The sequence below is a fragment of the Glaciecola sp. 1036 genome, from assembly GCF_050306235.1.
Classification (GTDB): Bacteria; Pseudomonadota; Gammaproteobacteria; order Enterobacterales; family Alteromonadaceae; genus Glaciecola.
Genome location: NZ_JBLWFH010000021.1, coordinates 26,642 through 53,542 on the forward strand (window position 1 = coordinate 26,642; position 26,901 = coordinate 53,542).

Below are 26,901 nucleotides of genomic sequence, written 5' to 3' on the forward strand. Positions count from 1 at the left end.
CACAGGCCAAGTCATATTAAAGATCTTTTTTGCAATTTAAACTAAAATAACTGTCTAAATTCAGAAGGTATCGCTTCTATTTCTAGAATATAAATATCTTTATAAAAAATTTCAGCCGCTTCACTTTGCAATTGAATTTTACCCTCAATGAGAGGATGCGCTATTCCATTTTCATCAAGTGTACGCGAGTTAGCCAATACCATGACAACTTCGCCATTAACTATATGTAGGCTTTTACCTTCAAAGCAAATAAGTTCAAGTTCATTCCATTGGCCTTCAGGTTTTTCGTGGTTTTCTTTGCGTAACACAAAGCCTTTGTTAGCTTGTTTTTCCCCAACTGAGATATAGTCTTGAGTCTCGTCTGCTACTGGGTTCATGATGTATTCTGGAATGAAGGCTCGTATGTCTATCGCGGAATTTCCTTGACTCCAGTAGTCTCCAATGTGGCCTCGCATAATTTGAAACTCTTGGGATACCATCCAGCTGCGCCAGTACTCTTTTCCGTGCTCTCCAGCTCCGTGATACAAGATTCCACTGTCTTTAAGTAATTTTTTTCGAGGCTCATACACCTTATCACCCCACTTAAATTTTAATTTGAAACGATAATTTCGATAAGATTTTAGCGTCGTTAAACCACCATAAATTTCACCACTGACTTTCAATACTGGCGTACCATTGGCTTTAGATTCGGCTTTATCGACAGTATAAACGCCATATTCTTGAGGATGTTTCAGTAAACCAAAGGGCGCAATATCTTCACCTTCATCATTTTTGGGTATTTCACCGTTATACCCCAGCTTATGACGATAACTTAAATAAGCCTCCCATTGACTTAAATTTTTGTCTAATAAGGGCGTCCATTGGGAATCAGAAGAACTCTTGGCAACATTAGAACAGGAAAATAATATCAGGGTAAATAACAGCAAGAATTTCATACAGCACTCATAGATCAGGGAACATCGAAGCGATGTAAATTACCATAAGTAAAATCATTTACTTAATCCATATCGCCAAAAAACTAAAAATAAAGCTGCGAATGTGAAATTGCATGAGCTATAGACTCTTCTTAGTCTTAAAAAGCAGCTCTACAAATATTTACATCAGTACACTGAGTTCAATTGGTGGAGGCGCTTCATCTGCTTTTGTTTTTAAATCATTTTGTTGAATCGGCTCATTATCAAACGCGGCTTTTAAGACGCGATTTGGAGTAGGCGGCATGTTTTCGTGATTTGGCTTGATGACTTTTGGGTCTTTAATTAACCAGTTGATTAACGAACTTAAATTGGATTCAAACGTTTTCACAACTTGGCTGTTACAGTCGTATCGCTTTTTCATTTCTGCGATACCCGTATAAACCATTTTTTCGGAAGCCACTAGATATGGGTTATCTGTGCTAGGAGCACCATAATGGTCTGCAATTTTATCGCGTAAAGCAAACAAATTCGGATTAAGTGTGTAGGTAGCTTCATATCTTTCACCTCCACTTTGAAAACCTTCGTCATCAATAACGATAGGTTCCACATATTCATATTTCATGCTTTGTGCGTCTTCTTCAAAACACATGTCGTTCCAATTCTGATAGGTATGCAAATACTTATTTGCGACGCGTTTCAATAGATGGGATTGAAACTTATTATACTCAGTAACTCCAGGCAGTACATGTTCCAAAACGCCACTGAATACAGATAAATCCTGTCCGTCAAACTCAACTTTGTGTAAGTAAGCCATTTGGTAAATTGCATCCATATCGGAACGATAAATTGCATTTAAAAATCGACCTCCTGGAAGATCACAGAATGCAGCGTTTTCACATTCCGGTCCTAGTAATTGACGCTGAATTTTTTGTTCGAATTCTAAGGCTTGTTTTGAGAGCTTTCGATCATCAATGCGTAGATTTTCATCAATATCTTTAATCCCAGTTAATCTGTCAACGCCTTTACGTACTGCGAAACTGTCCCACTCGTTAGCATCCCCGTAGCTATAATTTTTAATGCGTAAGGACTTTACATCTTCACAACGTTTAGCAATTTCATCAAATGCTATTTTTGAGATGGTCCTTATATAGTTTCCTCCAAACTCCCGATTTCGATATTCGTGATTGACTCTATATTCAGCTATCAGGTTACGGCTATCGCATAAATCAGATTCGATAAAATAAATACGTAACCTGTCTGATGTATAAAGGTAAGTTTTGCTGGTTTCTACAGAGTCAGAATTGATCAAATTTTCATCTACATCTAGAGCAATTAGTTTTGCTAATTCTGAACCTGTATCTATTGCTGTGAAGTTATGTGGAAGTGTACTGGAACCGTAGTAAGCATTTAGACTTACACGTTTAGATTGAGTTGACCCTGATGAAACACTGCAGGACCAACGTTGCATGTTAATGTCTCTATTGTTAGGACTTATTTGTGCTGTAAAGCCTCCCCAAATCGGATAGCCGTGTAACGATGAGTCGCACTCAGTTTTATCTGTACTAAAGCCGATGCCATACCACATGCCCCGTAATACATAATGTTGCACTTTTGTGGGGTCTGATTGGCTTAAAATGGGTTCTACATTTGTTGCTATAAATGTTGAAGTGAAATGTTTATCGAAAAAGCCAAGTAAACTTTTTTCGTGCCAACTGATTGCTGTGAAGGGAGATATTCGAGCGGGGCCTCTGCTCAGCATAAATCCTTTATCACGAAGAGTTTTAGAAATATCGAGAGAGTCGAGTAACTCTTTTTGTTGCCAACTTCCATTTTTCTGGAATGTAAGCTGAAAGAAGCGTCCGCGATGCTCTCTACTATTAGCGCCTATGATATAGGTTATATGCGTAGCTTTGCTACATTGTTTGACCAACAAAGGGATTGAATCTTTGGCATAATCTAATACTTCAGCTTTCGCGTCATCCACCGTTCTTTTACTCAAAAAGCTGATGAAAGCACCAATTCGAGGTCCGCATGCTTGATTGCTAAACAATGAAAGTTGCTCACCGGATTTAGTACGTTTATTGGCTTCGGGTATTACAATCTGGGCCGCAGTAATTGATGAGTATGTCAATATTTGTATGACGATATAAAACAACGCACTTCTTAAAATAATCATGGGTGTTCCTTTTCCATCTTAATCAGCAAATTTTGTTCAATTGCTAGTAGGTTGAAGTTCTTGAGCTACTTTACTATTCTGATCTTAGGATTATCTTACCGCAGGAAGCACAATGATACCACGTCGTGTCAGTCGTCATGTTAAGGAACAAAACTGGTTTGCAGTTTTTCTCGACCTAGTGGTAGTCGTAGTCGGTATTTTTATCGCGCTACAGGTGTCTCAATGGCATAACGACAGTGAACAACGTGCGGAAAGAATTTATCTTCTTGAGAAGCTCGCTGAGGATATCAATAATACATTAGAAGAGCACAAGGAAACCATTGAAGCCTTTGATGCGGTAAGGGAGGATTTTACTGTTCTAATTAGTATGCTCTCTAAAAAACCAACGGATGATAACGCGCATGAAAGGTTTTTTAAAGCGTACAATGTAATTTTTAACACCTACGATACAACCTTTGAGAGTCCTACCTTTGAGTATATTTTGAATTCAGGTAATTTAGATTATTTAGGTAGGATCGAAACGCAAAATCAGTTTTTAAAACTCAATAGTGCTAATCTGGAAAATAACTTCCAGACAGAAATATTAAACCAGTTATTAGCGCCTATTATTGTCAACGTAATGGCCAAAATTGTGGTTCCCGAACAAGTTAACGACATTCAAATAGGAAGTAGTTTAAATGACGTTTATGAATTTCCTGAACTACTTGGTCATACAGTCACTATTCGAAATGTCGCTTATATACAACGGGGACAAATAGATAATATTGATACAGTTTTAAACAATCTGTTAGTTGCCGTAAATGAAGAATTAGCTATGCTACAAGAGTAAAATTGTTGCGGATGATAAGATGGAAACTAAGGATATTGCAGATCTGTTCATAATAGCCACTGGCAAGATAGAGTTCTTTTGGAATTTCTACACAGTGACTTTATTGGCCATAACGGGTTGGCTTGTAACTAAAACAAATCCTCTTAGCTTGCAGTTAAAAATTTTAATTAGCCTTGGCTATTTCGCATTTGCAGTAATGAATATTTTGGGTCTGTTTGGAGCTTATATGTTCGCTGAGACTTTACGTCTAGATTTACTGGCTACATCTGATGCATGTCAGTCCTCTTTAGAAAATACTTGTCAGGCATTGAGTTCCCACTCTTTTGACGTACAAAAATCCATGATTTTGCCTATACATGGTTTTATTGGCTTGGTTTTTTTCTACATTATTTGGTTTAGTAAGTTTGGCAAGACTAAAATACCTGCAAGTTCTGCATAAAGGTAATTAATATTTGATTGCCCACCTGATTTTAACTGTATTAGTTAAAAAATCTCTATTGCGTTTAGTGGCATAGCAGAAAGTTATGCCCAGATTACGCTTACTTTCTGACCTGATAATAAAACGGCACAGTCGAAACTTGAGGTTCTTCATAAATTAACTTTGAAACTTCAACTTTATAAAGCCCACTCTCCATTGAATCACTTAATTTCACAAATAATTTAGCGCCATATTGTTGGGTGTATACATGGCCACTTTGAATCAGCTCAAAGTCGACCTTTGTTCCGTTAATAGTTACGCTATGGAACTCTTTTAGGCAGACAAGTCTGGCTTCACGTTTTTCAAGCCTCGAAGGGTCCTCAAGGGTTGAAAGCGCCTCACATCTATCATCATACAATCTGCGCTCACTCGAAAATACCGGAACAAATATTTCAAGTGTTGGTGAAGATATGATGTCACTTTGTAATTGTGGAGAAACTAAAAAAGTTTCATTTTCGGATTGATCAAAATAGTATCTGGGTTCAGCCTTGGTTGGATTGTTATAAGCGGTTGGCTTAATCAAATATAGAATATTGGTTGGAATAATCCTCACGGCGGACATCGCAAAACCACAACAAATAAAGAAAATAACTAGCTTAACCAAGGCCTTATCTTTTTTGAAGTTGGTGCTAAAAAGTGCGCTAATTTGCATTATGGCCTTGTACAGGGGACCAAAACTTAACAGTGAAGTCATCATCGACAGCTTGAAATATAGTGTTTGCAGTTCTTCCTTATCTTTATTGCGCGGCATATTACACACAAGACTTATCACCATTTGCAAAACAACCAAACCGCCGATGATATAAATGGGCAACAATATTATGTAAATCGGCAAAAACTCTACTAATACGTTAGCCAACAATAAAGACAATGCAGTACTAAAGAAAATCCAGCCATAGGCCATTAGTAATGCAAAAGCGGCTGAAAAGATAACACTGCAAAGCCTATCAGCTTTGTTCACACTATCGTTTAACTTAGGTAGTGCCATGATCAGTTTTTCTAAGTACAGCTTTGAAGAGCGGCTATCATCCACTTCGTAGTCATCAAACACAGAGTTTAGCCCAACCAAGCCGACCCAATATGCTCGCAACATAAAATGAATAATAAACATTGAGGATAATATGCTGATTGCCAATAGTGCACTGTAGACGACAAAATAGGCTGCATTGTAAAATGATTGTGGCAATATACTTATAAAAATATCGGTAACCCATTCCACAAACCCAAAGAGTTGAAAAGTGGAATATATGCTGATTGCAGCGACTAATAATTCAGCTTCCCAACTTTCGTCTTTTAATCTTTGAAGCCAGGTTTGGTTTTGTTGTTCAGTCATTCCTTTCTCTACTGAAGTATGCAACCCATTTATTAGATTAATTTATCGGATAAAGAAGAAAAAGGAAACTAATCACCTGCATTATTAATTGACGGATGTTAATCCTACTTTCACTGATAAAAGATATTTTAATGATATTAAAGTTTGCAAAAATTATACAGTGATATTATTGTTTATAAATCGATCATATCGTTCAAGATTTAAATACACCTACAAACAAAAACAAGGAAGCAAATCAAATGGAAAATATAAGAAAAATATCAATCGGATTAATCGTATTTACATTGATTTTTATCCAAGCTTGTGGTTCCACTTCTAATTCAAATGGTAAAGACGAGGGGTTGGGATTTACTATGAAAGCTTTATTATGTTCCGCGGGTGGGGTTGCAGGAGCATATGTAGGTAAAACACTAGCTCAAAAGTATTTTGAAAAGTCAGACAAAGCTTATACAGCCAAAGAAATAGACACCTACACCAAAGGGTTTCAAGTAGGGTTGTTTTTAACGTTTTGTGCTATTACAAACTATGCTGGCGAAACAATTTACAAAAAATTATCTGAAGCAGGACAAGAAAAACGTAGACAACAAGTTCTGCAAGCTGCCATCACTTCGGAGACAACAACATATGCTGATCCATCCAATCCTAATATTCGAGGTGTGGTAGAGCCAATAGACCGCTACACTGAAGATGATGGTGAAAAAGAGTGCGTTGTAACTCGCGATACCTTAACTGTGGACCAGTCGTCAGAAGCTATTTTAACTACACTATGCCGTGAACCAAACGGTGAATATCAAATTGTTGCCGTTTAGCCTACAAAATTGCTAATTTAGAAAGGCCTCTGTTTTGAAAATTATTGTTAGTTTTTTAATAATTGTATTTTTTATATTCGTGCAATCAGCGAATGCTAAAGTGCACAACATCCCTTGCATGAAAAATGCGCAAGAATGTATGAAGATAGAAACGTCTGGCAATATTATGCGTATTTCAGGAGGGGTAACTAGTGGTGATGCAAGCCGTATTGGAAGAGTTTTGGGATCCAACATAATTTCGGAAATCCATTTAAATTCTCCCGGCGGTGACTCAGCAGAGGGAATGCGAATTGGCCTTATGTTTCGTGAGCATAGATCATTTGTCAGAGTTGCAGATAATGCATCATGCGCTAGCGCTTGCACAGTAGCCTTTTTAGGTGGCCGCATCAGAGCAATTGATGACAATGCAAGCTATCTAGTCCATATTTATTCTGGATATATGGATGGATTTGATAGATACGATGGAAAAAGTTTCGAATCTACCAAATTTCAGAGAGCTGATAAAACTAATTTTGTTTGGAAACATGAACTAGTAAAAGATCCTAAGGGATTTTTAAGATGGATCCAAAGAGACACACATGGGTTCGAAAGAGTTGATAGTGCTTTCCACTTTTTAGAAAAGTCTAGAATAGTTAGGGAGTATAATAGTTTAAGGTCTGAAAGATCGGCTAAAGTGGCTCTGAGATTTAGCTATTTAAGGAATATGATCCAACCAATTGAATATCGAACGAGTGAAGATGCTATATATAGAGAAGGTCAAGCGTTAACTGCAAAATTAGAAAAGAAGCGAATCGAATCCTACCAACATTACATGACACACAAATTAGAAGAGGATGTTGCCCAAATTAAAAGGGGGGGCGCTAGCGTTGCTCATATCATAGCTAAACGCATCGAAAGAGACACTGCCTTTAATATAATTGCAGGCATTTGTGAAATCAATGAGACAGGGAAAACTGGTGATTTTATCGCTTCAAATTATAAGGCCACTGAAGTCGCTGATAAACTGTTTTCCCTTTGTAAGATAAGTCGTTTTGACGATTCATCTTCAAGTAAAGATTTGTTAGGCCCCCGCAGTAGTCATGCACTTCGTATGATCATTACTATGTTTGAAAGTCGAATAAATTCAACTTCAAAATTAAGTCAAGAGACCTTGTATAACTATGGATTTAAAAACCTCAAAAATTCTTAATTTTGTTTCTTTGAAGAATCTTGTTTCATCAATTGCAAACAAGACTAAATATCATATTTTGATTTTGTCAATAATATTACTACTGCAGGGCTGTGCCTCAACCGGGTTGAATGAAGATCTTGGCACTACCATTGAAGGGAGTGGCAACAAAATTGTCTTTACATGGTCTGATGATCACCCTTTTGCTCAGCTGTACAAAAAGCGCAAGATCTATCTTGTTGCTGAATATATGGAAGAGAATCAAAATGGTAAAATAAGACCTGTAAGGCAAGTTATTCCGACACCTCCCCAAGAATTTATCGACCTAAATACTAAAGTGTTTCAACTTCCCAATCAATTGCGGTCTATTCCGCACAATCAGAAGATCTGCCTGCACTTAAGTATGGATAATAAGCCAATACCTGTGAGAAGTAACTCGGGTAATGGCGAAACGTCGAGATTTTCTTTTCCTGCATGGCAACAATTAGTATTTAATACGACAAAAGATACCTATGAAGAAAAAACTATTTCCTTAGCAAAATACCAGTATGAGCAAGCAAAAGCTGCTGAGCAAAGCGCTTTAAATGCAGAATTTGGTGACTTAAAGAATTTAAATACGATTTTAAAAGCCGAAAACACAGTTCTTAAAACAGCTATAAATACCCGTGAAGATTGCAACGCGATTGAAATTGTAGCTGATAAACCTAAATTAACCGGCGATGTAATGCCAGAAGAACTGATACCCATTGCTGCTACTGCAATTTGTACACAAAGTTCTACTTTCTTTTTGGATTACTACGATAGTAGAAAAGAATATTTCGATGGTTATAGAAACAACAGAAATGCAGTTTTGAAAGATCCAGATAACTTTAAATTGATTCAAGTTTTGCCTGCAATGCTTTTAAATCTTAAAAATAAGGAGATAATAAATCACCCTATTTTTTCTGACGTCCAAGACGAATTAAATCAATACTTAATGCACTTTAATATCTATGTGAAATATTTCGATACGGAAGGGGTTTATAAGCCAAGAAAGGACTATTTATCAACTTCCAAATATGCGTTGGAAGCTGGGCAGTTTGATATTTTCGCTGCACTTATAGATGGCAAAACTCCTACAAATGTAAGTAGAGAGAATGTAACTGAAGTGGTTATGCATGAATTAATGGAATTAAATAATTGCATAGCGGATACAACGGTGCATTTCAGAACTAAAAAGCAAAGTTATGATTTAAATCTAATTAATGCTCCTCAAAGAGCCATTGCTTCATCAAAATACTTTGTAAAAGCATGTAAAGCCGCTTTTGACAATAGAGAAGAAACCGCCAAGAAGTTTACAGAACAAAGAATTAATGCAGAGAAAAAGCTTCGGGATATAGAAGCAAAAATCGCATTAAGAGAATCCTCATCTCCAATGAGTTCATCTAAACAAAAGTTAAATCAACAGTTATGTAGTATTAATAGCAATTAAATCATCTAAGTTAACTAGAAAACTTTTTGATTGCTATGCTATCTAATGAGCAAGATTAACCTCTAGCAGATGAATATCTGAATCCTTATTTAGGGCTGAAAATAATAAATCAAAACCATGCAAATCTAATAAGCCCTATTAACTAACGCGTTTTCGGGCTCTTACATTTTCATTATAAATTGCGAATCGCGAAAAAGGTTAAAGTAATTTTTCTAACTCTTTTTTCGATGCAAAAACTGCTTGCAAAGGTGTCATTCCTTGAGGGTAAACTTCTTGTTCAATCACTAACCATACGGGGTCAGGTGATTTCGCAAATTGTTCAACAATGGCCGACCAATCAATCAAATCTTGTCCCAGAATAGATGAAATACCATTATCAGCGTGGGTAACTTTATTTAACTCTCCGAAAATAATGCCCATTTTTTCACCCCATGATCCAGGCTTTGCTTTTTCAATGGTAGACATAACCTTGTCGTATTGGCTAACTTGCGCTTTCATGTGGGCAGAACGAATACGGTCGCCATAGCGTGAAATTAGTTCAACAGGGTCTTTACCGGCAAAATATGCCCAACTAATATCCAGCTGTATGTCTACGTCATCTGTGGTGTTCTCTAGCATATACTCCCAGTAGTTTGTGTCAGTGTAGTCGTTAAATTCGTCTTGATGGTTGTGATATCCTATTTTCATACCATGGGGAGCAAGAACTTTGGCAGTTTTATTGAGTTGATCAACAATACTTTGAATCCCGTCATCACTCCATGCTCGGCCATCAGCTGGAATAATAAGCCAATCAACGCCCAACGTTTTGTAAAACGCTATGGTTTCGTCGATTTTATCTTCGGTTAATTTGTCAAAACCAACATGAGCACCGCTAATTTTAAGGCCAAGCGAATCTAAATAGGCTTTAAAACCAGCTGCGTCATCCCCAAATTCACCAAGGTTACCGGCCAGTTCCACTGCATCAAAACCCTCATCAGCTAAAGACTTTAAGGTACCTTTTACATCTTCGGTAACACTATCTTTCACCGACCATAACTGCACTGAAATACCTCGATAAGGAGAATCCGAGGCGAATGTTTGGTAAGAAGAAAAAGTAATGGTGACAGCTAAGACGCTTATAAATAGGCGGCCAGTTAAACTCAATAAAAATTTCATATTATGTCCATGTTGTTTGAGAATTGGTTTGAACGTGAAATACAGCTGCTGACTAAGCAAGGTGTTGCTGCATCTCTCACACTCTAAAAATGTCGTGTTTAATATATGCTTTTTTGTTTACTTAACTTTCACTTTTACGACTAAAAAAGCGAACTGCGATTTAATTTTAAGGGATTTATTGTCACTTTATTTTGTTGGACAGTATAGGAACAAAAAAATCAGGGGACAAGCCATTGGTAAATAATTCCATCTAAAATTTTGAACTCAATCTAATTGAAATAAAGTCTATTACTTCAACCTGTTATCTTAACGCCAAGCCTATTAATAAATACATCGTTTGCCAAATAACGCAATAGTGATCCCTTATAAAATAATTTTATCCTATGATAATACCAATATTATGACCAATTAATTTACATTATTTTAACAGCGATATTCTCTCAATGGGAGCTAGATTGCAGAGATAAATTAATAGGAAAAACCGGATGAAATTGAATCCAAATATGTTTGGTTTAGTAGTCGCAGCTATTTGGTTGGCAGGTTGCAATGGGGCTGGCAGTAAAGATATTAAAGAAGTGGCTACCGATTGTTCTTTACCGTCGAAATTTGAATGGGAAGCCAGTTCAGCCTTGGTTTCACCAAATGAAGACATATTTGGTCTTAAAGATCCGTCAGTGGTTTATTATGAAGATAATTATCACATTTGGGCCACTATAAATGACGGTAACTGGAAGTCCGTTTATTTTAGTTTTACTGATTGGGAAGATGCCAGCAAAGCTGTTCAACAACCTATGCACGGAACTAAAGTGGGGAATACTGTTGCTCCTCAGGTTTTTTTCTATCGCCCACATAATAAATGGTACAACTTTACTCAATGGGGGAGAGGATACTCGACCACCAGTGACATTACTGATGTTAATAGTTGGACACCAAGAAAAAACTTTTTACAAGATGGTCCGCCCATTGAAAAAGGCAAACCAGAGTTAGACTACTGGGTAATCTGTGATGATGAAAATTGCCATTTATTCTTTTCAAGGGATGATGGTGTGCTTTATAAGTCTAAGACTACCAGAGACAACTTCCCGAACTTTGTAGGTTATGAAGTAGTAATGGAAGACCATCGTGGTAATGGCAACAGCTTCTTATTTGAGGCTGCCAATGTATATAAAGTGGATGGCACCGATCAATATCTGTTATTAGTAGAGGCTTATAACAGTGAAGAAGGTAAATACGGTCCAAGATTCTTCCGCTCATGGACAGCCACTGACTTAGATGGTCCATGGACACCACTAGCCGATACTGAAAAAAATCCTTTTGCGGGTAACGCCAATGTCGATTGGGTTGATGGAAAGTGGGCTGATGGTATTAGCCATGGCGAGATGATTCGTTCTGGCTACGATGAATATCTCACTATTGATCCCTGTAATTTGCAATTTGTATTTCAGGGCGATTCAGGAGCCTCGTTGAATGGAAGCTATGGGGGAGAACCCTATAAACTTGGCGTGCAAACGCTAAAATAAAACTGGCAATTTGCAAGTACAATTTTTTAAAGGCATCCGTTTAAACGAATGCCTTTTTTCTTTACGTTGTTTAACTGATTAAAAAATTGCATCATGATTAACCTTGGGCCATTTGTGAAAAGTGTGACTAAAAAATTTGGAATTGGGACATTCAGTTTCTTATTAAAAGAGGGATTTATGAAAATATCATTGATGATTTTTGGCACAACTTTGTTTTTCATTGGATACATTCTGCTATTCAATAAATGCCAAGAGTCAACTGAGTTTAAAGTAGCGAGCCATCAGGCGTCTGATAATTTAGATACACTTAAAACCATCAATGAGAATTTAGTCAACTCCTCGTCGCTTCCAAATACCGTATCTGGGAAATCCAACAAGACAATAGATTCTGCAAATCAAGACGAAAATAGAGAGCCCGAAAAATTATCGTTAGAAGAACGAATGACTGAAATGGCAAAAAAAATTCATACAAACAACCACTTAATATTAAGGGAATCTTTACTAGAAGGTGAAGACGCAGCGATGCAACTTAAGGGCTTATTGAGTTTGAATGATAATGAATATGACCACTTAAAAACCTTATTATTAGATAAGATTAAAAATGATCTAAAAATAACAAAAAGTAAATATGAAGATGCTCTGAATCATAGTAACAACCTGTACCAACAGAACAGGTTAAATTATGAAAATCAATTATCTAGTGTCTTAACTAAAACGCAAATGGAGACATATTTTCGTTTTGAACAGGAGAGATACAAGCGGGTATTTGATGATCATGCCTTTCGACAGGCAACTCGCATTATTGAAACACTACCAAATTTGACGGAATATCAAAAAGAAGAGATATACCGAGTATATAACTCACCAAATATCGAACTTAAAGAAATAGGGATTGGCACCTACGGAACACCAAGACATAATAAATACAAAATATGGGCGGTTGCTAATCTAGATATCCCTATTTTTGAAACTAAACATATTGAAAGTATTCTCGACCAAGAACAACTCGATGTATTTAAAAAATTATAGTGATTTTTTATCCCGGCACGGAAATCACTAAAATATAGGCTAAGTACTTGAAGACACTATGAGTTCAACTTTACGTTGATTCGAAATATTGACCCTGTTGTATTCCACCAACGCCTGTTTTTCTTGCATTATTTCCAGTACAAGCTTTTGAACGCGTATTGTTTGTTTAAGGGTCTCTAACGCGACAGATTCCTGTAGGTAGGTATTGACCTCATTTATTTGGCTTGAGGTTATTTTTCCACTTGCTTTTGCTTCGTTTAGCTCGGCTTTGAACAGATCGTAATCAAGATGGTAATCTGCGGCTATGGCTGCTGTGCGGGCGTCTTTCTTGCGGTCATATTCTAATTGCCCCCTTCGGCCAATGGTAAACTCGTTGGCGTGGTAAAAGGCTTGGATCATTTTCAATACATCGGCCTTTGTAAGCTTGTGTTCATTAAATAATGCCTCGGCTCCCAGTGGCAGTAAAAGTACGTCACAACCTTGTACTTTAGGGGAATAAGTAGGTTCATCTACAAGTGTCACTATTATCTCATGGCTGTTGCTTGTATTTGCCTGAATGGCCCTTGAAGACATTCTAGAAACTTCACAGCCTTTGATAACCTGAGCGCCTTGCTTTTTCTCGTTAAAGATTCCGGAGAAATGTTCAAAAGGTAACTCGTTAAAATGAATTCCGCCAGCTAACCAGACTCGCTGCTCGTACAATTTAAAGCTAGGATCTAATTCATTGACTACGCCACTTAATTTTTCAGCAATGGCGGTCATTTCCAGCAAGTTGCTACGTAAATTATCAATTTGCGGAGACATTTTAGTTTTTACTTCATTCAATGCGTTTTCTTCATCCGCTTTTTTTGCTTCAATAAATTCTGCAGGAAGGCTTGTTTCCAAAGCAGCAAATTTTTCAAGTTTCCTTACAAGGGCTTTTTCACTGACTGAAATAGCATGTGTTAATGAGGCTAGCTCTTCATCAAATTTTTGATTTTTAGCCATAGATGAAAAGGAGAAAAGAGTAGTAATAATGAGCACAGCTAACGAAGTTCGCACTTTCAGCATAACGGTCCCTAGATAAAAAAGAATTCCTTAAGAAATCCTACATTAATACAAAACTCTATTATTGAAAATGCTATTTTATTAGTTGAAGTATAGTGGTCAAAAAAACAAGAAAATAAAATGTAACCATTTGCTCTCGCCATTTGTCTTTACAATAAGAGACCAATAAAATTAAATTATCGTTTAGGATGTGCATGACCTGCAAAAAGGGATTTGATCAGATGATAGACGAGGGGACTTTGTCTCGTGCGCGGAATCATCTTCCTGATGCACAACGTCAGCTTTACGCTGTATTTGCGGATGCATGTTTTACAACTGCGTATCGAATAACCGGTGATCACGCTCAAGCTGCTGATATCTGTCATGACACCTTCTTAACTGTATTTGACAAAATTGGTCAGTTTAGCGGTGAACCCGCCCAGTGCGGAGGTTGGATTAAACGCATAGCCGTAATTAAAACGCTAAATTACCTGCGTATTGCAGGGCGATTTACCGATATGGATGTAAACTCGGACACCCAAAGTGACTCAATATTTGACGAGGGATATGCAGAAACACTGCAAGATCTTGAAACTTTGTTAACACAGCTTCCTACGACAGCACGCACAGTATTGTGGCTGTATGAAGTAGAAGGATACTCCCATAAAGAGATTGCAGGCTTATTTAATAAGTCACTGAGCTTTTCTAAGGTGACGCTATTGCGTGCTCACGCAACGTTAAAACATATAGCGAGAGATAGCTATGAGTGAACATTTATCCGATGAAGAGTTACTTGACGATGAAATCGTAAAGCAAGCACATTTTATTACTTGTGAACAATGTCAGCATCGTTGGAAGATACGTAAGAAAATTCAACTTGAACTGCAATCATTTAATTCATTACATGCGCCTGCATTCGAGTTTACCAATGTCGCAACTACTTCTCGCGAAAGCACTTGGCAACAAAACAAGTCTTGGTTTTTTCGCTCGTTGGTGTTTGCCACCGCAGCTAGTGTGTTTACGATTATTGCCATCAGCACTTGGCGATTGACTGATCCGAAGAATGGGTCAATTGATCTCAACACAGGTTTAAAGCAGGCTATTGACGAAAATAACCGGTTAATCAGCCAATATCAGCAGCAGGTAAATCCAGCATCTGGAATGCTTTCCTTACTTCAGCAATCTAGACTGGATGATATTGAGCAACAATTGCAGCAGGCTTATTTAAATAATGCTACGGACCAGCGCAAGCTGGAACTGTGGGAGCAGCGTTTTGCATTACTAAAACAACTGGAAAAAACGCCTACATTTAATCCTCCTAAGGCCATATAAGGAAACATGGTATGCGAAACTATATGATAATTGTATTGTTACTTATGCTTCATGTGAAAGCACTCGCTGCGCCGCTTAGTCTTCAATCGCAACAGCGCATAGAGCAAATGAAATCGGAGCTTAAGTTAGCTATTGCTGACCTCGAAAAGGTTGCAATTGAAAAACAAATACCTTTGGGCGCTTTAAATCACAGCTATGTATCACCGCCTTTAGATAATGCCATTTTGCGAGTTATTTTTGAACCGCAGAACTCATCTTTGGAAATTTTATCCATAAACCCACAAAGTCCAGCTTTCGGGTCACTTAAAGCTGGAGATAGCATCACCCACATTAACGATATTCCCGTGTCGACGCAAAGTGCCAAAAGTATTCATGACCTATTGTCAAACTTAATGAGCATTGATGAAATAAGGTTGCGGTTGAAAGATAATACGGCCCCCGTTATCGTAGACATGGCAAAAGGTGCCAGATTATTACCAGCTTATCGGCTACGCATTAAAGTATCCAAGCTTGCTGGTGAAATAGGAGGCACAGGTAGAAAGAATGCACCAAATCATTTTCAGGCGCTGGCACCACAGTTTTCTTCAATAAGGAAAACTATCGAAATGGCGCTAAGAGATATCGCATATTTTGAATTGGCAAATACTGAATTAAGCGAATTCCCGACCTTTAACCTTGAAGAGCAAGCCCTGACTAATATTAGTTATTCCATTACAACAGGCAGTGAGGTAACGAAGCGACACCAAATACCAAAGGTGGCTAGCTTTCCAAATGGTAAGACTCCTCCTTTAACCTCCTGCGATAGCGCTGAGTGTAAAAAAATAGCAAACAGTTACCGACATTTGTTGCGATTTGAAGAATCTGGAATTTTGAGTCGGTTACGTACAGCACAGTTTGCCGCTGCAGGTTATGGCACAGTCAAACTTCCGAGCGCTCCTATGCTTGCTTATATAGGTAGAATTTCAGGAGCATCTTCTGCCCATGCCAAAGCCGGTGAACTATACTTACTCCAGCGTAATGAACCCATTTCAGCATCAGTTGTATTGCTCCGCGCAGTGCGTTCAGAACATCCCGACCCTAAAGCATTTAAACTACTGCAGTTGCTTTACTCACAGCCGCAATACAAAGCTAAAAATAGTGCATTGGCTTCACAATATGCAGAGAGTTTTGAGCATTACCCTCAGGACGTTCCAGAGGGTAATCCTGAAGAATTCTTTTTAAACGAGCTTAGTCATTTCCCATTGCGCTAAGACTAAATGAATCCCGCCTTGTAAGGATGTGAAATCTACCGTCACCTTAAATAACCTTAAATCAGCTATGGGAGTTCAAAATTCAACTTGTCAGACCCTAGTAAATAAACTTCAATATTCACAAAAATCCCATTCAGGCTGTAAATGAAGTAAACTTGTCCTTAATTTATTTTTATAGGACGGTTTACGTGACCTTACAATGGTTTCCGGGGCATATGCATAAAGCCCTGAAAGAAATAAAAGAATCGATAAGTCAGGTTGATATTCTGATTGAAGTGCTCGATTCGCGAATTCCGTATTCTAGTGAAAATCCCGAAATCGCAAAGATTAGAGGTGATAAACCTGTCTTAAAAATCCTGAATAAATATGATTTGGCTGATCCTAAGTTAACCGCAGCATGGCAAGCGCATCTTGAAAGCGAGCGTGGGGTTAAAACCATCACAACTTCGAGTGATAACCCGGCAAACACCAAGCAAATCATTAAACTAATACAGACTATATGTGCGCAAAAGCACGCGTCGGTAAAGTCAATTAATGCCATGATCACTGGTATTCCAAATGTTGGAAAGTCGACGCTGATTAATATTCTGGCTGATCGTGTAATTGCTAAAACCGGCAATGAACCTGCCGTTACCAAATCACAGCAACGCATTAATATAGGCGGCGGTGTGGTGCTATTTGACACGCCTGGAGTGCTTTGGCCAAAGCTGGAAAATCCTAATTCCATTTATCGCCTAGCGGCTTCTGGGGCAGTTAAAAATACCGCAATGGAATTCGATGATGTGGGATTTTTTACAGCTGATTATTTGATAAAGGCATATCCCGAAATATTAAAAGAGCGGTACAAACTGGAACAATTACCAGATACAGAGCTGGCGTTTTTGGAAGCTGCGGCAAAAAACCGTGGGGCTATTATGGCTGGTGGCAGAGTCAATTTACATAAAATCTGCGAAGTATTGCTAACTGAGTTACAGTCAGGAAAATTGGGCAAGATTACGTTGGAAACGCCAGATATGATTGCTCATGAAAAAATAGAAATGGCCGCAGCTGCTGAGAAGAAAGCCGCTGATAAAGCAAGACGCAAACAAAGGTTCAAAGAAGGCTCATTAACGCCGGATAAAATTGAGCGCAAGGAAAAGCGTAATCAAAAGCGTCAGGAACAAAGCCAAAGAATGAAACAGGGTCGTCGTTAACCTTTAATTGTTTGGCTAACTTGCAGATAAAGACAATTCTGAAAGCTTTATTTTTTTATGCTAAGTTAATCATTGTATCCTTTTCGGTATCTGAAAAATGGAATTTATGAATGAAGGAAAATTCTATGAAAGTAACTACCTCAGGTATTTTTAGCCAACCCTTTTACCTAGTTTTTCTACTTTTAATCATCCAGTGCAATTCAAGCGTCAGCTATGCCAAGGTTGTCAAAAATAAAAATAATGAAGTAATCAAACAAATTGTAGAAGTTTATCAACAGGACTTTAATGACATCTCCTCCGCAGGATTGCTCGGATTGCAAACCTTAGAAGGGCCAGTAACAAGCGAGAGGATATATTCTGACTTAGATGATAATGCATTGTTGCTAACGCCGGAATCAGATTCGCTCATTATTACATGGCAGGCTGCTGGATTACTCACCAATCAACATTATCAAATAAGTTTTGACTATTTGCTTATTCAAGGCAATCAAGACTCCAGTATTCTTTCCGGTTTCTATTGGCCCGGCGTCGACTTGCAGCATCCTTTTCTCTATACAGGCGCTCAAAATATCAGTTATGATGAAAGTGGCACCTTTTCTCGGTCTATGTTAACGGGGGATTCAAGTGAGATTGAAATTCATATCGTAGCTGATGAAGGAACATACTTAATCGACAATATTCGTATTGAACGCATTGATCATTTGGCGACGGTGCCAGAACCAAAATTAATTAAGGCTGGATTTCCACGGATTGGAAATTACAACCTGTATTCTGTTCACGCTACAGCAATAAGAAATCAAGCAGATACGGACGACGTTATTGAAGTACTGTCTCTATTCGATTTGGTTACTGGCTACGAAGTTGATGATACGTTAACGCCTTTTAGCCAAAGAGTTCCGCTAAAAACACTTAACCCTAATCAAATCATCCTCCCTTACTTTCAAACCTTTGTTGCGCAATGGGGGGACAATACACCTGTTGAACCTATTGGTGAGGCAGCCGGACTAATTTACCGATTTAACAAAGAGCTAGATCCTGACTGGTATTTACGTTCCACTGATGGAAATCTACTGGAGGAGCCCATGTTTCCTCATCATTTCCAATTAAATCCGAATTCAGACTTTGTAGATTATGCACATGACTTTCTGCAGTCAGAAGTACTGATCAATCCTAATTGGTCTGGTATTCATTTTGATCAGGCGGAATGGTACCCCAATCCATTACTTGCTGATTCCAATGCATTCTTAGATAAACCCGGAAACCTGCCTCCTATGGATGTAGATCAAGACGGTGTTGAAGAATCATTACCTGAACTCAATGATCTATGGATGGATGGGTTTATTCGTTATTTTACAGGCTTAAGAGAAAAAATAGGTGACAGCACTTGGTTATTTGGCAATGCAGGCAGTATTGCGTCCAGACCCTCTATTTTAACCAAGCTTAATGGTATGCAAAGAGAATTTACTAGTCCCTATAGAATTCTTGAAAATGGCGATTGGGAAACGGACATAAGTACAGGTTGGTATAAATTATTTAAAGAATATAAGAACGCAGAAACCTATTTACGTGCCCCGCAAATTATCAATTTCCAGTTCACGGGTTATAAACTAGGCACACCAGATGAGGACGAAACGGACAACAGTCTGGAAAGTCGACTTCCGGTTTTAGAGCCGCGGGATTTTCAGCGAATGAGACTTGGCTTAACCACCGTATTAATGGGGGATGGTTTCTTCGGTTATGACTTTACGGACAATACAACACTTCCCATATGGTTTGATGAATACGCCGTTAATCAAGAGGGTGTAGCTGAAGCTAGTTTGGAAAGTAAAGGGTATCTAGGTCAACCACTCACAGCCCCAACAGAACTCCCAAACGAGCAAGAGATCATATTGGAAGTGGACTTTGAACAATTACCAACATTACCCGAAGGCGTTATTCTTAATACACCGTGGATCACAGACGATCCTAATTTTGCGATAGACAACAAGTCCGCAATTGTCTCAAATGACAATGCACAGGATGAGACGTTTGAAATTCTGACTACAGATCCTGACTTCTTTGTTTTTGAACAGGGAGCTACATATCAAGTTTTTGTTGACTATCGTATTCTCAATTACGAATCTCGTGTGCCCAGAGACGCAATTCTCAGTGTAGAAATCGCTAATTTCGACATTGACAGCTCTGAGCAGCGAGCCGCAGCTATCTGGGAAGCTGACCCGGGCCAAAGAGGCACCATCCGATTTTCCGCGAAAATAACTTCACCGGACGCCAGACTTCTCTTGAATGCATATCAAGGTATTTTTTCAATAGACAATATACGAATTTATAAGGGTGACGGAGGCGCATACCGCCGTGACTTTGAGCGTGGAATTGTTTTGGTTAACCCTACACCAAATACCAAAGTTGTCAGTCTATCAGACATAAAAGGCGTTTTTAATCGGACGAATATAAAACGCATCAATGGCACTCAAGACCCAGTTGTAAATACTGGTGAGGCTGTTAATGGAGCGATAAGCCTTTCCCCTGCAGATGGCATCATCCTACTTGCTGATGAATTGGCAGCACTTCCGCTAACCTCACCTTCAAATCTTTCACTTGAAGGATCGCGCCTATCGTGGTCGCCACTACCTCGTTGGGTCGCAGGTTATTTGATCCGATATGGCATTCAAGGCGGAGAGCTAGACCAGTTCACCTATGCATCCCAAAGTGCCTTTGTTGATTTACCGCCACTGCAAGCTGGTACCGCTTACGAATTTGAAGTGGCCGCTTTCGATGAGGCGGGGAACCTTAGTCCTTTTTCTGACACCTTTGTTGTAGAGTCTGAGTTTTTTGTACAACTTCCAATTATTGACGATGGGATACTCTTATCACCTAATGCGCTTGCGACCATTAGCGGGGAACACTTTTCAGACGCACAGGAATTTGACCTAGTGTATCCTTTTTCTAACACCTTGGCTGATACCGAAGTGCTCATAAACGGTGTTAATGCACCTTTGCTAGCTGTAACCCCCAACATTATTTATTTTACCGCACCGAATGACATTGGCGGAGACAAAGCGCATGTAGTGATTAATCGAAACGGTGTGCGCAGTGCGACCAAAAGTGTTTCGGTGATCCCCCCAATTCCCCAGTTCAAAACTCTGCCCAACGCAATGATTCATGCACTTGATCAGAATTTTGTCGATATTTCTGAAAATAATCCAGCGGTGCCAGGTCAGGTTATTCTTGTATTAATGGAAGGCTTAGGCGGTATTCAACCACAAAATAACAAGGTCAGACTGCCAATTGAACTCTCTATTAACGATGGAGATTTCTTACCTGTGGACGTTTATTACAGTCATGACATGTTTGCCTATTACATGACTATCTCACTGCCAGAAGACTCTATCAATGGGCTTAATTCATTAACAACGCGCATGAATAACTTCGAACGTACGGGTCACATATTGGTAGAGCGTTAAATTGTAGGGATACGACTGTTCGCATTGAGTTTGAGATTGCTGAGTTTAGAGTGAATCTAGAGAATGACTTCTAATTAGCCTTAGTTAGCTTGCAGTTGACGACAATTGATAAGCGCAAATACCCACTGCACTGGCTAGATTTAGGGATTCGATATTACCGCTTCCGCGGATAGTAAAGGCTTGGGCGTTAATCTCTGTTAATGCTTCTTTAGGAACGCCTCTAGCTTCATTGCCAAACAGGTAGCAAGGATATCCCTTAAAAGAGTTATCGGTGATGTCTTTACCGTTCAAATCAAGATAGGCAACACGATCAAATTTACTCTTTAATTGGTTAAGTGTAACTTCTGACTGGATTGGCAAATGAAATATCGCACCCATACTGGCGCGAACGGCTTTGGAATTAAAGGGATCAACGCTATTTGGGCTTAAAAGTAAACGAAAATTACCAAACCAAGCGAGCGAACGTAAAATCGTCCCCAGATTTCCCGGATCCTGTACCTCGTGCAGATAAATACAAGGTTCGTTAATAACAGGTTCCCAATTAGTCCCAAGTGCAGGCATTGGCACTCTGGCAATGACACCCTGCGGGGTTTTAGTGTCACTAAGCAATGCCATTTGTCTTTCAGTTACGGATACAACGTCAAAACCTTCATCCAAATTTATACCTCGTGCCTGCCAAGCATCGGTTACATAGAGTGTAATATCTTGAGTCATCAAGGGGGAACGCTGAAGCTCCTGTATCAAATGTTCGCCTTCCACTAAATAAAAGCCAAACTGCGAGCGGTATTTTTTCTGATGCAGTTTTTTTACGTCGTCTAATTTCATGGCTAGGGTATTTCCGAGTACTTATATCAACAGGGCTAGATGGCTTGGCATTATAGCCGTTAATCAGGGCGAAGTCAGTTGAATGACGAACTTTGTTGCTGAGCCTCATTTGCAAATCAGGACTGCCAAGTTACAATGCACAGCGATTTAGCACAGTAACCGCAGAGTTGATATGGCCCGCTCAAAAACCAGTAAAAAATGGATGGAAGAACACATAAACGATCCCTACGTTAAGCAAGCTCAGGTAGACGGTTATCGTTCTCGGGCTAGTTATAAACTTCTCGAAATAAATGAAAAAGACAAATTATTCCGCGCCGGAAGCGTGGTGATGGATCTAGGATCCGCGCCAGGTGGTTGGTCGCAAATAGTAGCGCCTATTGTGGGCGACCATGGAAGAGTGATTGCCTCTGATATTTTGCCCATGGACAGCATCATTGGTGTTGATTTTATTCAGGGAGATTTTACTGACGAAGCAGTTTACGACCAAATCTTGAAAGTACTTGGAGATGATCAAGTAGATGTGGTCGTCTCTGATATGGCACCCAATCAAAGTGGCGTAAAAACCACTGATCAATATGCTTCAATGTATCTTGTAGAGCTGGCGCTCGACATGGCTAGAAATGTGCTAAAGCCTGGGGGGAGTTTTTGTGCCAAAGTATTTCAGGGCGTTGGCTATGATGACTATATGAAGGACGTGCGTACTTCGTTTAATAAAGTTGTTGTTCGAAAACCCGCTGCGTCACGGCCTCGCTCAAGGGAAGTGTATCTGGTTGCTACGGGATTTAAAGGCTAGGATACCTGCTTTGTCATTCAGCGTTCGAGTAATCGCAATTTATCGGGAACACCATTCCATTCATCTGCATCTTCTGGCGGCGCTATAACTTTGGTGATATTTGGCCATTGCTGGCTGAGCTCTTCATTAATCGCTAGATAGGGTTTCTGCTCTTCGGTTAGTTCGGTATCTTGAAATATGGCTTCGGCAGGACATTCTGGTACGCACAACGCACAGTCGATACAAATTGCCGGATCTATGGCCAGAAAATTGGGCCCTTCAAAAAAGGCGTCTACTGGGCACACGGCCACACAGTCGGTATATTTACACTTTACACAGTTGTCGGTTACTACAAAGGTCATGATAAATAGGTTTTTTAATCCATTTCGCTCGATTATAAGGGTTTTGACGTTCAATCTAAAGACAAAAACCTGCAAATAGCTACCGCAAAAGCAGTATCTGCATTACACTATACGCGCTCTGACAGATAGGCTGTCCAGCGAACCAGGATTCTTCCAAATGCTACGTTTAACAGATATAAAACTACCTCTCGATCATAATGAAAATGCCCTTGAACAAGCGATAATACGTAAACTTGGTATCAAAGCTGAAAATCTGCTTGAAATCAGTGTGTTTAAGCGTGGTTACGATGCTCGCAATAACAAGGATATTCAACTGATTTATACGGTGGATGTGGCAGTTGATGGAGAACAGGAATTACTAGCAAAATTTGCTAAAGATACTCAGGTTCGCGTGACACCCGATATGTCCTATAAATTTGTTACGCAGGCGCCAGAAAATCTTAAGCACCGTCCAGTCGTAGTCGGCCTTGGCCCATGCGGCATTTTTGCTGCTCTTATTCTTGCGCAAATGGGATTTAAGCCCATTGTGCTAGAGCGTGGAAAAGCCGTGCGAGAACGCACTAAAGACACCTTCGGATTCTGGCGCAAACAACCGCTAAACCCGGAATCAAATGTGCAGTTTGGTGAAGGCGGAGCAGGGACCTTTTCTGACGGTAAACTATACAGTCAGGTAAAAGACCGCAAGTTTTATGGCCGCAAAGTACTACACGAATTTGTGGAAGCTGGCGCACCGGAAGAAATTCTTTATGTCAGTAAACCCCATATTGGTACCTTTAGATTAGTCAATATGGTTGAAAAAATGCGTCAGCAGATTATCGACCTAGGCGGTGAAATTCGCTTTTCTACCCGAGTCGAAAAACTTGATTTGGAAGGTGATAATGGTGAGTTTAGCGTCAAAGGCCTACATTTGTCTGACGGCGGATACCTAGCTTGCAAGCAGGTTATTCTCGCTTTGGGACATAGCGCAAGAGACACCTTTGAGAATCTCTATGAGCAGGGTGTGTATATGGAAGCCAAGCCATTTTCTATCGGCTTTCGCATTGAGCACGAGCAAAGCATGATCGACAGTTGTAGATTTGGTGAAAACACAGGTAACCCCATTCTTGGCGCAGCCGACTATAAACTAGTGCATCACTGTAAAAATGGTCGTTCGGTTTACAGTTTTTGTATGTGTCCCGGAGGCACTGTTGTGGCCGCAGCCTCTGAACCCGGCCGAGTTGTGACCAACGGCATGAGTCAGTATTCCCGCAAAGAACGTAATGCTAACAGTGCAATTGTTGTAGGGATCACACCGGAACAAGATTATCCAGGCCATCCCCTCGCTGGGATTGAATTACAGCGTCGACTAGAAGAGTTAGCGTTTAAAGCCGGTGGAGAAAACTACAATGCCCCTGGCCAGTTAATCGGCGATTTTCTGGCGGGGAAACCAAGTGACTCCTTAGGCGATGTGTTGCCTTCTTATACGCCGGGCGTCACTTTAACTGACTTAAGTAAAATAGTGCCAGACTATGTTACCGAAGCCATTCGCGAAGCAATACCGGCTTTTGACCGCCAAATCAAAGGTTTTGCGAAAGCCGATGGCACGCTCACAGGGGTAGAAACCCGCACTTCTTCTCCCATATGTATAAAACGTGATAAAGACTATCAAAGTCTTAATGTGAAAGGTCTATATCCTGCGGGTGAAGGCGCGGGGTATGCCGGCGGAATTTGGTCAGCAGGAATAGATGGTATTCGCGTCGCTGAAGCCCTTGCACTGGCATATGAAAATAAAGCCTGATTGGTGATGAGTTTTTCCGCCCTTGGGCTTCAACAAGATTTATTGAATATCCTCGAATCACTCGGATATGAGACACCAACGCCTATCCAACAAGCGGCAATTCCTGAAGTATTGGCTGGCCATGACGTGATGGCAGGGGCACAAACAGGTACCGGCAAAACCGCTGCATTCGCCTTACCTTTGATTCAACGTTATTTAACTGGTGAAACGGGGAGCGGTATTAGCGTCTTAGTATTAACCCCAACCCGAGAACTGGCGCAGCAAGTGCATCAAAGCTTCGTGAAATACAGTGAAGGCTTAGATCTAAACTCGGTGGTTGCGTATGGCGGTGCTAGTATCAATCCGCAAATTGATGCGCTAAATGCAGGCTGTGATGTTTTGGTTGCAACCCCAGGACGTTTACTGGAACTTGCGATTAAAGAATACATTGATCTAAGTGCTCTTGAAACCCTAGTGCTTGATGAAGCCGATAGAATGCTCGACATGGGGTTTATTATTGATATTAAGCGCATTCTTAAACGCCTTCCCGAGCAACACCAAACCTTGTTTTTTTCCGCAACATTCAATGATGAAGTGTATGCCTTGAGCAAAACCATTCTACGCGAGCCAAAATTAATTGAGGTTGCTACACGCAATGCCACAACTACAAAAATAGAACAGCGTGTTTATGAGACTGATAACAAACAAAAGGCAGCATTAACAGCCTATTTAATTGGTGCAAATAACTGGCGACAGGTACTTATTTTTACCCGTACCAAACAGGCAGTTGATGAGTTGGCCAAGGAACTTGAAAAAGACGGAATAAGTTGCGCAGCAGTGCATGGTGATAAATCACAAGGTGCCCGTGACAGAGGACTGGAAGCATTTAAAACTGGTCAAGTACGTGCGCTGGTTGCCACTGATGTAGCGGCGCGTGGTTTGGATATAGAACAATTGCAGACAGTTATAAATTTTGAATTACCTTACAATGCTGAGGACTATATTCATCGTATCGGCCGCACTGGTAGGGCGGGGCATTCTGGCCTTGCAGTTTCTTTGGTTTCCCATAAAGAGAAATACCTACTGGAACAAATAGAAAAGCTCACAGGTGAGCAATTGCCCATTCGATGGGAACCGGGGTTTGAGCCAAATCTTGAGCAAAATGACGTTAGCAGTACAAAGCGCAAGCCGTCAAAAAAAGCACTACGAGCTAAAGCTCTAAGGAAAGGTGGTAATTCGAAATCGAAATTTGGTAAGCCAAGACGACGTTAAGAAGCGAGCTACAAATCAGGCCTTTATTTACTATTAATCAACAGCTCTTTTTAGAGCGTGAAGTGTGCCGTTAAAAATCTGAAAAAAATCATGTCTAGTGCACTGGTTATTTCTAAGTGATTTTTGCTTAAAACGCCTACTTTATCTTGTCATTCAGATTCGGGGATAGAAGCCATAAATTGAGTCATCATGACGACCTGATTTCCTTCAATGTCGAAATAGGATTTAAGTATTTTGCAGGTTTGGGGGCTTCAAAGCTTCTTATTAATGGGACAACGACTCGAGAATTAAAGCCTGATAATAAATCGGTTTGGACGTTTAGAATATAACCAGAACCGTTTTTATTTCAATAAACATCGTATTTGGCCATTAAAAATTCCGATACGAATCAAACGGCAAACCATGTAACTCAACAAATGAGTTTGAACTCTCAAGTGCGTCTTTATTCTGCTCTAACCACAACTTTCTCTTTTTCTCTAACAGTGCGTTTTTAATGCCAATTTCCGCAGAACTCGATATATTGATCCCAAGTTGTTTGGCCTCAGCTAAAAGAGATTCACTGATCGATAAATTGGTTCTTTTCTTTGGTGAAGCAGTATAATTTAACGTTGGTATTTCAAAAATACTCTTTCGCTATTCATACTTAAATAATATACGCAATATTTATACAAAACTCATACGCAGATAGAAAAGGCCTTGTAGTGGCATAGTTAGTTTGGCCACCTAACAAGAGATGGTATGCTGTTTAGCATATCAGGATTAGGTGACAA

The 26,901-nt window shown here is 39.6% G+C and carries 24 protein-coding genes; 15 read left to right on the forward strand and 9 right to left on the reverse strand.

Translation table 11 applies throughout. The annotated features are described in order from the left end of the window. Positions 1-41: 41 nt before the first annotated feature. Positions 42-935 (reverse strand): 3-keto-disaccharide hydrolase, encoded by an 894-nt coding sequence (locus tag ACNKW3_RS18895; protein WP_427400898.1) that lies wholly within the window; start codon positions 933-935, stop codon positions 42-44. Positions 936-1,095: 160 nt separating this feature from the next. Continuing rightward, positions 1,096-3,090, reverse strand: coding sequence for a hypothetical protein (locus ACNKW3_RS18900; protein WP_427400899.1), 1,995 nt, complete (start codon positions 3,088-3,090; stop codon positions 1,096-1,098). A gap of 112 nt (positions 3,091-3,202) precedes the next feature. On the opposite strand from ACNKW3_RS18900, the gene ACNKW3_RS18905 reads away from it, so the two are divergent. Further along, positions 3,203-3,919: a hypothetical protein gene (locus ACNKW3_RS18905; protein WP_427400900.1), complete on the forward strand. Its 717-nt coding sequence runs from the start codon at positions 3,203-3,205 to the stop codon at positions 3,917-3,919. A 19-nt stretch (positions 3,920-3,938) separates the two neighbouring features. Next, positions 3,939-4,358: a hypothetical protein gene (locus tag ACNKW3_RS18910; protein WP_427400901.1), complete on the forward strand. Its 420-nt coding sequence runs from the start codon at positions 3,939-3,941 to the stop codon at positions 4,356-4,358. A gap of 100 nt (positions 4,359-4,458) precedes the next feature. Here ACNKW3_RS18910 and ACNKW3_RS18915 read toward each other — a convergent pair whose 3' ends face one another. After that, positions 4,459-5,730, reverse strand: coding sequence for a hypothetical protein (locus tag ACNKW3_RS18915; protein WP_427400902.1), 1,272 nt, complete (start codon positions 5,728-5,730; stop codon positions 4,459-4,461). Between the two features lie 239 nt (positions 5,731-5,969). Here ACNKW3_RS18915 and ACNKW3_RS18920 point away from each other — a divergent pair, with 239 nt between their 5' ends. From ACNKW3_RS18920 to ACNKW3_RS18930, 3 genes are all read left to right on the forward strand, one after another. Continuing rightward, the gene (locus ACNKW3_RS18920; RefSeq protein ID WP_427400903.1) at positions 5,970-6,539 is read left to right on the forward strand and encodes a hypothetical protein; all 570 of its coding nucleotides are present in this window, start codon (positions 5,970-5,972) and stop codon (positions 6,537-6,539) included. Positions 6,540-6,678: 139 nt separating this feature from the next. Next, positions 6,679-7,728, forward strand: a complete 1,050-nt coding sequence (locus ACNKW3_RS18925; RefSeq protein ID WP_427400904.1) for a hypothetical protein — start codon at positions 6,679-6,681, stop codon at positions 7,726-7,728. After that, positions 7,700-9,178, forward strand: a complete 1,479-nt coding sequence (locus ACNKW3_RS18930) for a hypothetical protein (RefSeq protein ID WP_427400905.1) — start codon at positions 7,700-7,702, stop codon at positions 9,176-9,178. Before ACNKW3_RS18925 ends, ACNKW3_RS18930 begins: the two co-directional genes overlap by 29 nt. Positions 9,179-9,376: 198 nt before the next feature. Here ACNKW3_RS18930 and ACNKW3_RS18935 read toward each other — a convergent pair whose 3' ends face one another. Continuing rightward, positions 9,377-10,333 carry a sugar phosphate isomerase/epimerase family protein gene (locus ACNKW3_RS18935; RefSeq protein WP_427400906.1) on the reverse strand — a complete coding sequence of 319 codons (957 nt, stop codon included), beginning with the start codon at positions 10,331-10,333 and terminating at the stop codon, positions 9,377-9,379. A 485-nt stretch (positions 10,334-10,818) separates the two neighbouring features. On the opposite strand from ACNKW3_RS18935, the gene ACNKW3_RS18940 reads away from it, so the two are divergent. Further along, complete coding sequence (locus ACNKW3_RS18940; protein WP_427400907.1) at positions 10,819-11,853, forward strand: non-reducing end alpha-L-arabinofuranosidase family hydrolase; 1,035 nt, start codon at positions 10,819-10,821, stop codon at positions 11,851-11,853. Between the two features lie 114 nt (positions 11,854-11,967). Next, positions 11,968-12,882, forward strand: coding sequence for a hypothetical protein (locus tag ACNKW3_RS18945; RefSeq protein ID WP_427400908.1), 915 nt, complete (start codon positions 11,968-11,970; stop codon positions 12,880-12,882). 39 nt (positions 12,883-12,921) lie between these two features. Here ACNKW3_RS18945 and ACNKW3_RS18950 read toward each other — a convergent pair whose 3' ends face one another. After that, a complete protein-coding gene (locus ACNKW3_RS18950) occupies positions 12,922-13,932 on the reverse strand; it encodes a hypothetical protein (RefSeq protein WP_427400909.1) in 1,011 nt (336 codons plus the stop codon). Between the two features lie 191 nt (positions 13,933-14,123). Between ACNKW3_RS18950 and ACNKW3_RS18955 the strand changes: the two genes are divergently transcribed. The 5 genes from ACNKW3_RS18955 to ACNKW3_RS18975 all read left to right on the forward strand — a co-directional run bounded on the left by ACNKW3_RS18955 (position 14,124) and on the right by ACNKW3_RS18975 (position 21,144). Beyond that, a complete protein-coding gene (locus ACNKW3_RS18955; RefSeq protein WP_427400910.1) occupies positions 14,124-14,678 on the forward strand; it encodes an RNA polymerase sigma factor in 555 nt (184 codons plus the stop codon). Then, the gene (locus ACNKW3_RS18960; RefSeq protein ID WP_427400911.1) at positions 14,671-15,240 is read left to right on the forward strand and encodes a hypothetical protein; all 570 of its coding nucleotides are present in this window, start codon (positions 14,671-14,673) and stop codon (positions 15,238-15,240) included. Before ACNKW3_RS18955 ends, ACNKW3_RS18960 begins: the two co-directional genes overlap by 8 nt. An 11-nt stretch (positions 15,241-15,251) precedes the next feature. Next, positions 15,252-16,490 (forward strand): hypothetical protein, encoded by a 1,239-nt coding sequence (locus ACNKW3_RS18965; protein WP_427400912.1) that lies wholly within the window; start codon positions 15,252-15,254, stop codon positions 16,488-16,490. 188 nt (positions 16,491-16,678) lie between these two features. Further along, the gene (gene ylqF, locus ACNKW3_RS18970; protein ID WP_427400913.1) at positions 16,679-17,683 is read left to right on the forward strand and encodes a ribosome biogenesis GTPase YlqF; all 1,005 of its coding nucleotides are present in this window, start codon (positions 16,679-16,681) and stop codon (positions 17,681-17,683) included. Between the two features lie 125 nt (positions 17,684-17,808). Further along, the gene (locus ACNKW3_RS18975; protein ID WP_427400914.1) at positions 17,809-21,144 is read left to right on the forward strand and encodes a hypothetical protein; all 3,336 of its coding nucleotides are present in this window, start codon (positions 17,809-17,811) and stop codon (positions 21,142-21,144) included. A gap of 84 nt (positions 21,145-21,228) precedes the next feature. Here ACNKW3_RS18975 and ACNKW3_RS18980 read toward each other — a convergent pair whose 3' ends face one another. After that, complete coding sequence (locus ACNKW3_RS18980; protein WP_427400915.1) at positions 21,229-21,969, reverse strand: TrmH family RNA methyltransferase; 741 nt, start codon at positions 21,967-21,969, stop codon at positions 21,229-21,231. 172 nt (positions 21,970-22,141) lie between these two features. Between ACNKW3_RS18980 and rlmE the strand changes: the two genes are divergently transcribed. Then, complete coding sequence (gene rlmE / locus ACNKW3_RS18985) at positions 22,142-22,762, forward strand: 23S rRNA (uridine(2552)-2'-O)-methyltransferase RlmE (RefSeq protein ID WP_427400916.1); 621 nt, start codon at positions 22,142-22,144, stop codon at positions 22,760-22,762. 17 nt (positions 22,763-22,779) lie between these two features. Here the strand turns inward: rlmE and fdxA are convergent, their stop codons facing one another. Then, on the reverse strand, positions 22,780-23,103 hold the full coding sequence (fdxA, locus tag ACNKW3_RS18990) for a ferredoxin FdxA (RefSeq protein WP_427400917.1): 324 nt from the start codon (positions 23,101-23,103) through the stop codon (positions 22,780-22,782). A gap of 157 nt (positions 23,104-23,260) precedes the next feature. Here fdxA and ACNKW3_RS18995 point away from each other — a divergent pair, with 157 nt between their 5' ends. Beyond that, positions 23,261-24,880, forward strand: coding sequence for an NAD(P)/FAD-dependent oxidoreductase (locus tag ACNKW3_RS18995; protein WP_427400918.1), 1,620 nt, complete (start codon positions 23,261-23,263; stop codon positions 24,878-24,880). 6 nt (positions 24,881-24,886) lie between these two features. Next, the gene (locus ACNKW3_RS19000; protein WP_427400919.1) at positions 24,887-26,131 is read left to right on the forward strand and encodes a DEAD/DEAH box helicase; all 1,245 of its coding nucleotides are present in this window, start codon (positions 24,887-24,889) and stop codon (positions 26,129-26,131) included. A 187-nt stretch (positions 26,132-26,318) separates the two neighbouring features. On the opposite strand, the gene ACNKW3_RS19005 is transcribed toward ACNKW3_RS19000, so the two are convergent. Both ACNKW3_RS19005 and ACNKW3_RS19010 read right to left on the reverse strand, forming a co-directional pair. Next, the gene (locus ACNKW3_RS19005; protein WP_427400920.1) at positions 26,319-26,456 is read right to left on the reverse strand and encodes a CcdB family protein; all 138 of its coding nucleotides are present in this window, start codon (positions 26,454-26,456) and stop codon (positions 26,319-26,321) included. Between the two features lie 44 nt (positions 26,457-26,500). Continuing rightward, on the reverse strand, positions 26,501-26,755 hold the full coding sequence (locus ACNKW3_RS19010) for a type II toxin-antitoxin system CcdA family antitoxin (protein ID WP_427400921.1): 255 nt from the start codon (positions 26,753-26,755) through the stop codon (positions 26,501-26,503). Positions 26,756-26,901 lie beyond the last annotated feature (146 nt).

Excerpts from the sequence above, each read along its gene's own strand:
- ACNKW3_RS18895 (WP_427400898.1), bottom strand. The coding sequence starts at position 935 with ATGAAATTCTTGCTGTTATTTACCCTGATATTATTTTCCTGTTCTAAT.
- ACNKW3_RS18900 (WP_427400899.1), bottom strand. The coding sequence starts at position 3,090 with ATGATTATTTTAAGAAGTGCGTTGTTTTATATCGTCATACAAATATTG.
- ACNKW3_RS18905 (WP_427400900.1), top strand. The coding sequence starts at position 3,203 with ATGATACCACGTCGTGTCAGTCGTCATGTTAAGGAACAAAACTGGTTT.
- ACNKW3_RS18910 (WP_427400901.1), top strand. The coding sequence starts at position 3,939 with ATGGAAACTAAGGATATTGCAGATCTGTTCATAATAGCCACTGGCAAG.
- ACNKW3_RS18915 (WP_427400902.1), bottom strand. The coding sequence starts at position 5,730 with ATGACTGAACAACAAAACCAAACCTGGCTTCAAAGATTAAAAGACGAA.
- ACNKW3_RS18920 (WP_427400903.1), top strand. The coding sequence starts at position 5,970 with ATGGAAAATATAAGAAAAATATCAATCGGATTAATCGTATTTACATTG.
- ACNKW3_RS18925 (WP_427400904.1), top strand. The coding sequence starts at position 6,679 with ATGAAGATAGAAACGTCTGGCAATATTATGCGTATTTCAGGAGGGGTA.
- ACNKW3_RS18930 (WP_427400905.1), top strand. The coding sequence starts at position 7,700 with ATGGATTTAAAAACCTCAAAAATTCTTAATTTTGTTTCTTTGAAGAAT.
- ACNKW3_RS18935 (WP_427400906.1), bottom strand. The coding sequence starts at position 10,333 with ATGAAATTTTTATTGAGTTTAACTGGCCGCCTATTTATAAGCGTCTTA.
- ACNKW3_RS18940 (WP_427400907.1), top strand. The coding sequence starts at position 10,819 with ATGAAATTGAATCCAAATATGTTTGGTTTAGTAGTCGCAGCTATTTGG.
- ACNKW3_RS18950 (WP_427400909.1), bottom strand. The coding sequence starts at position 13,932 with ATGCTGAAAGTGCGAACTTCGTTAGCTGTGCTCATTATTACTACTCTT.
- ACNKW3_RS18955 (WP_427400910.1), top strand. The coding sequence starts at position 14,124 with ATGACCTGCAAAAAGGGATTTGATCAGATGATAGACGAGGGGACTTTG.
- ACNKW3_RS18960 (WP_427400911.1), top strand. The coding sequence starts at position 14,671 with ATGAGTGAACATTTATCCGATGAAGAGTTACTTGACGATGAAATCGTA.
- ACNKW3_RS18965 (WP_427400912.1), top strand. The coding sequence starts at position 15,252 with ATGCGAAACTATATGATAATTGTATTGTTACTTATGCTTCATGTGAAA.
- ACNKW3_RS18975 (WP_427400914.1), top strand. The coding sequence starts at position 17,809 with ATGAAAGTAACTACCTCAGGTATTTTTAGCCAACCCTTTTACCTAGTT.
- ACNKW3_RS18980 (WP_427400915.1), bottom strand. The coding sequence starts at position 21,969 with ATGAAATTAGACGACGTAAAAAAACTGCATCAGAAAAAATACCGCTCG.
- rlmE (WP_427400916.1), top strand. The coding sequence starts at position 22,142 with ATGGCCCGCTCAAAAACCAGTAAAAAATGGATGGAAGAACACATAAAC.
- fdxA (WP_427400917.1), bottom strand. The coding sequence starts at position 23,103 with ATGACCTTTGTAGTAACCGACAACTGTGTAAAGTGTAAATATACCGAC.
- ACNKW3_RS18995 (WP_427400918.1), top strand. The coding sequence starts at position 23,261 with ATGCTACGTTTAACAGATATAAAACTACCTCTCGATCATAATGAAAAT.
- ACNKW3_RS19000 (WP_427400919.1), top strand. The coding sequence starts at position 24,887 with ATGAGTTTTTCCGCCCTTGGGCTTCAACAAGATTTATTGAATATCCTC.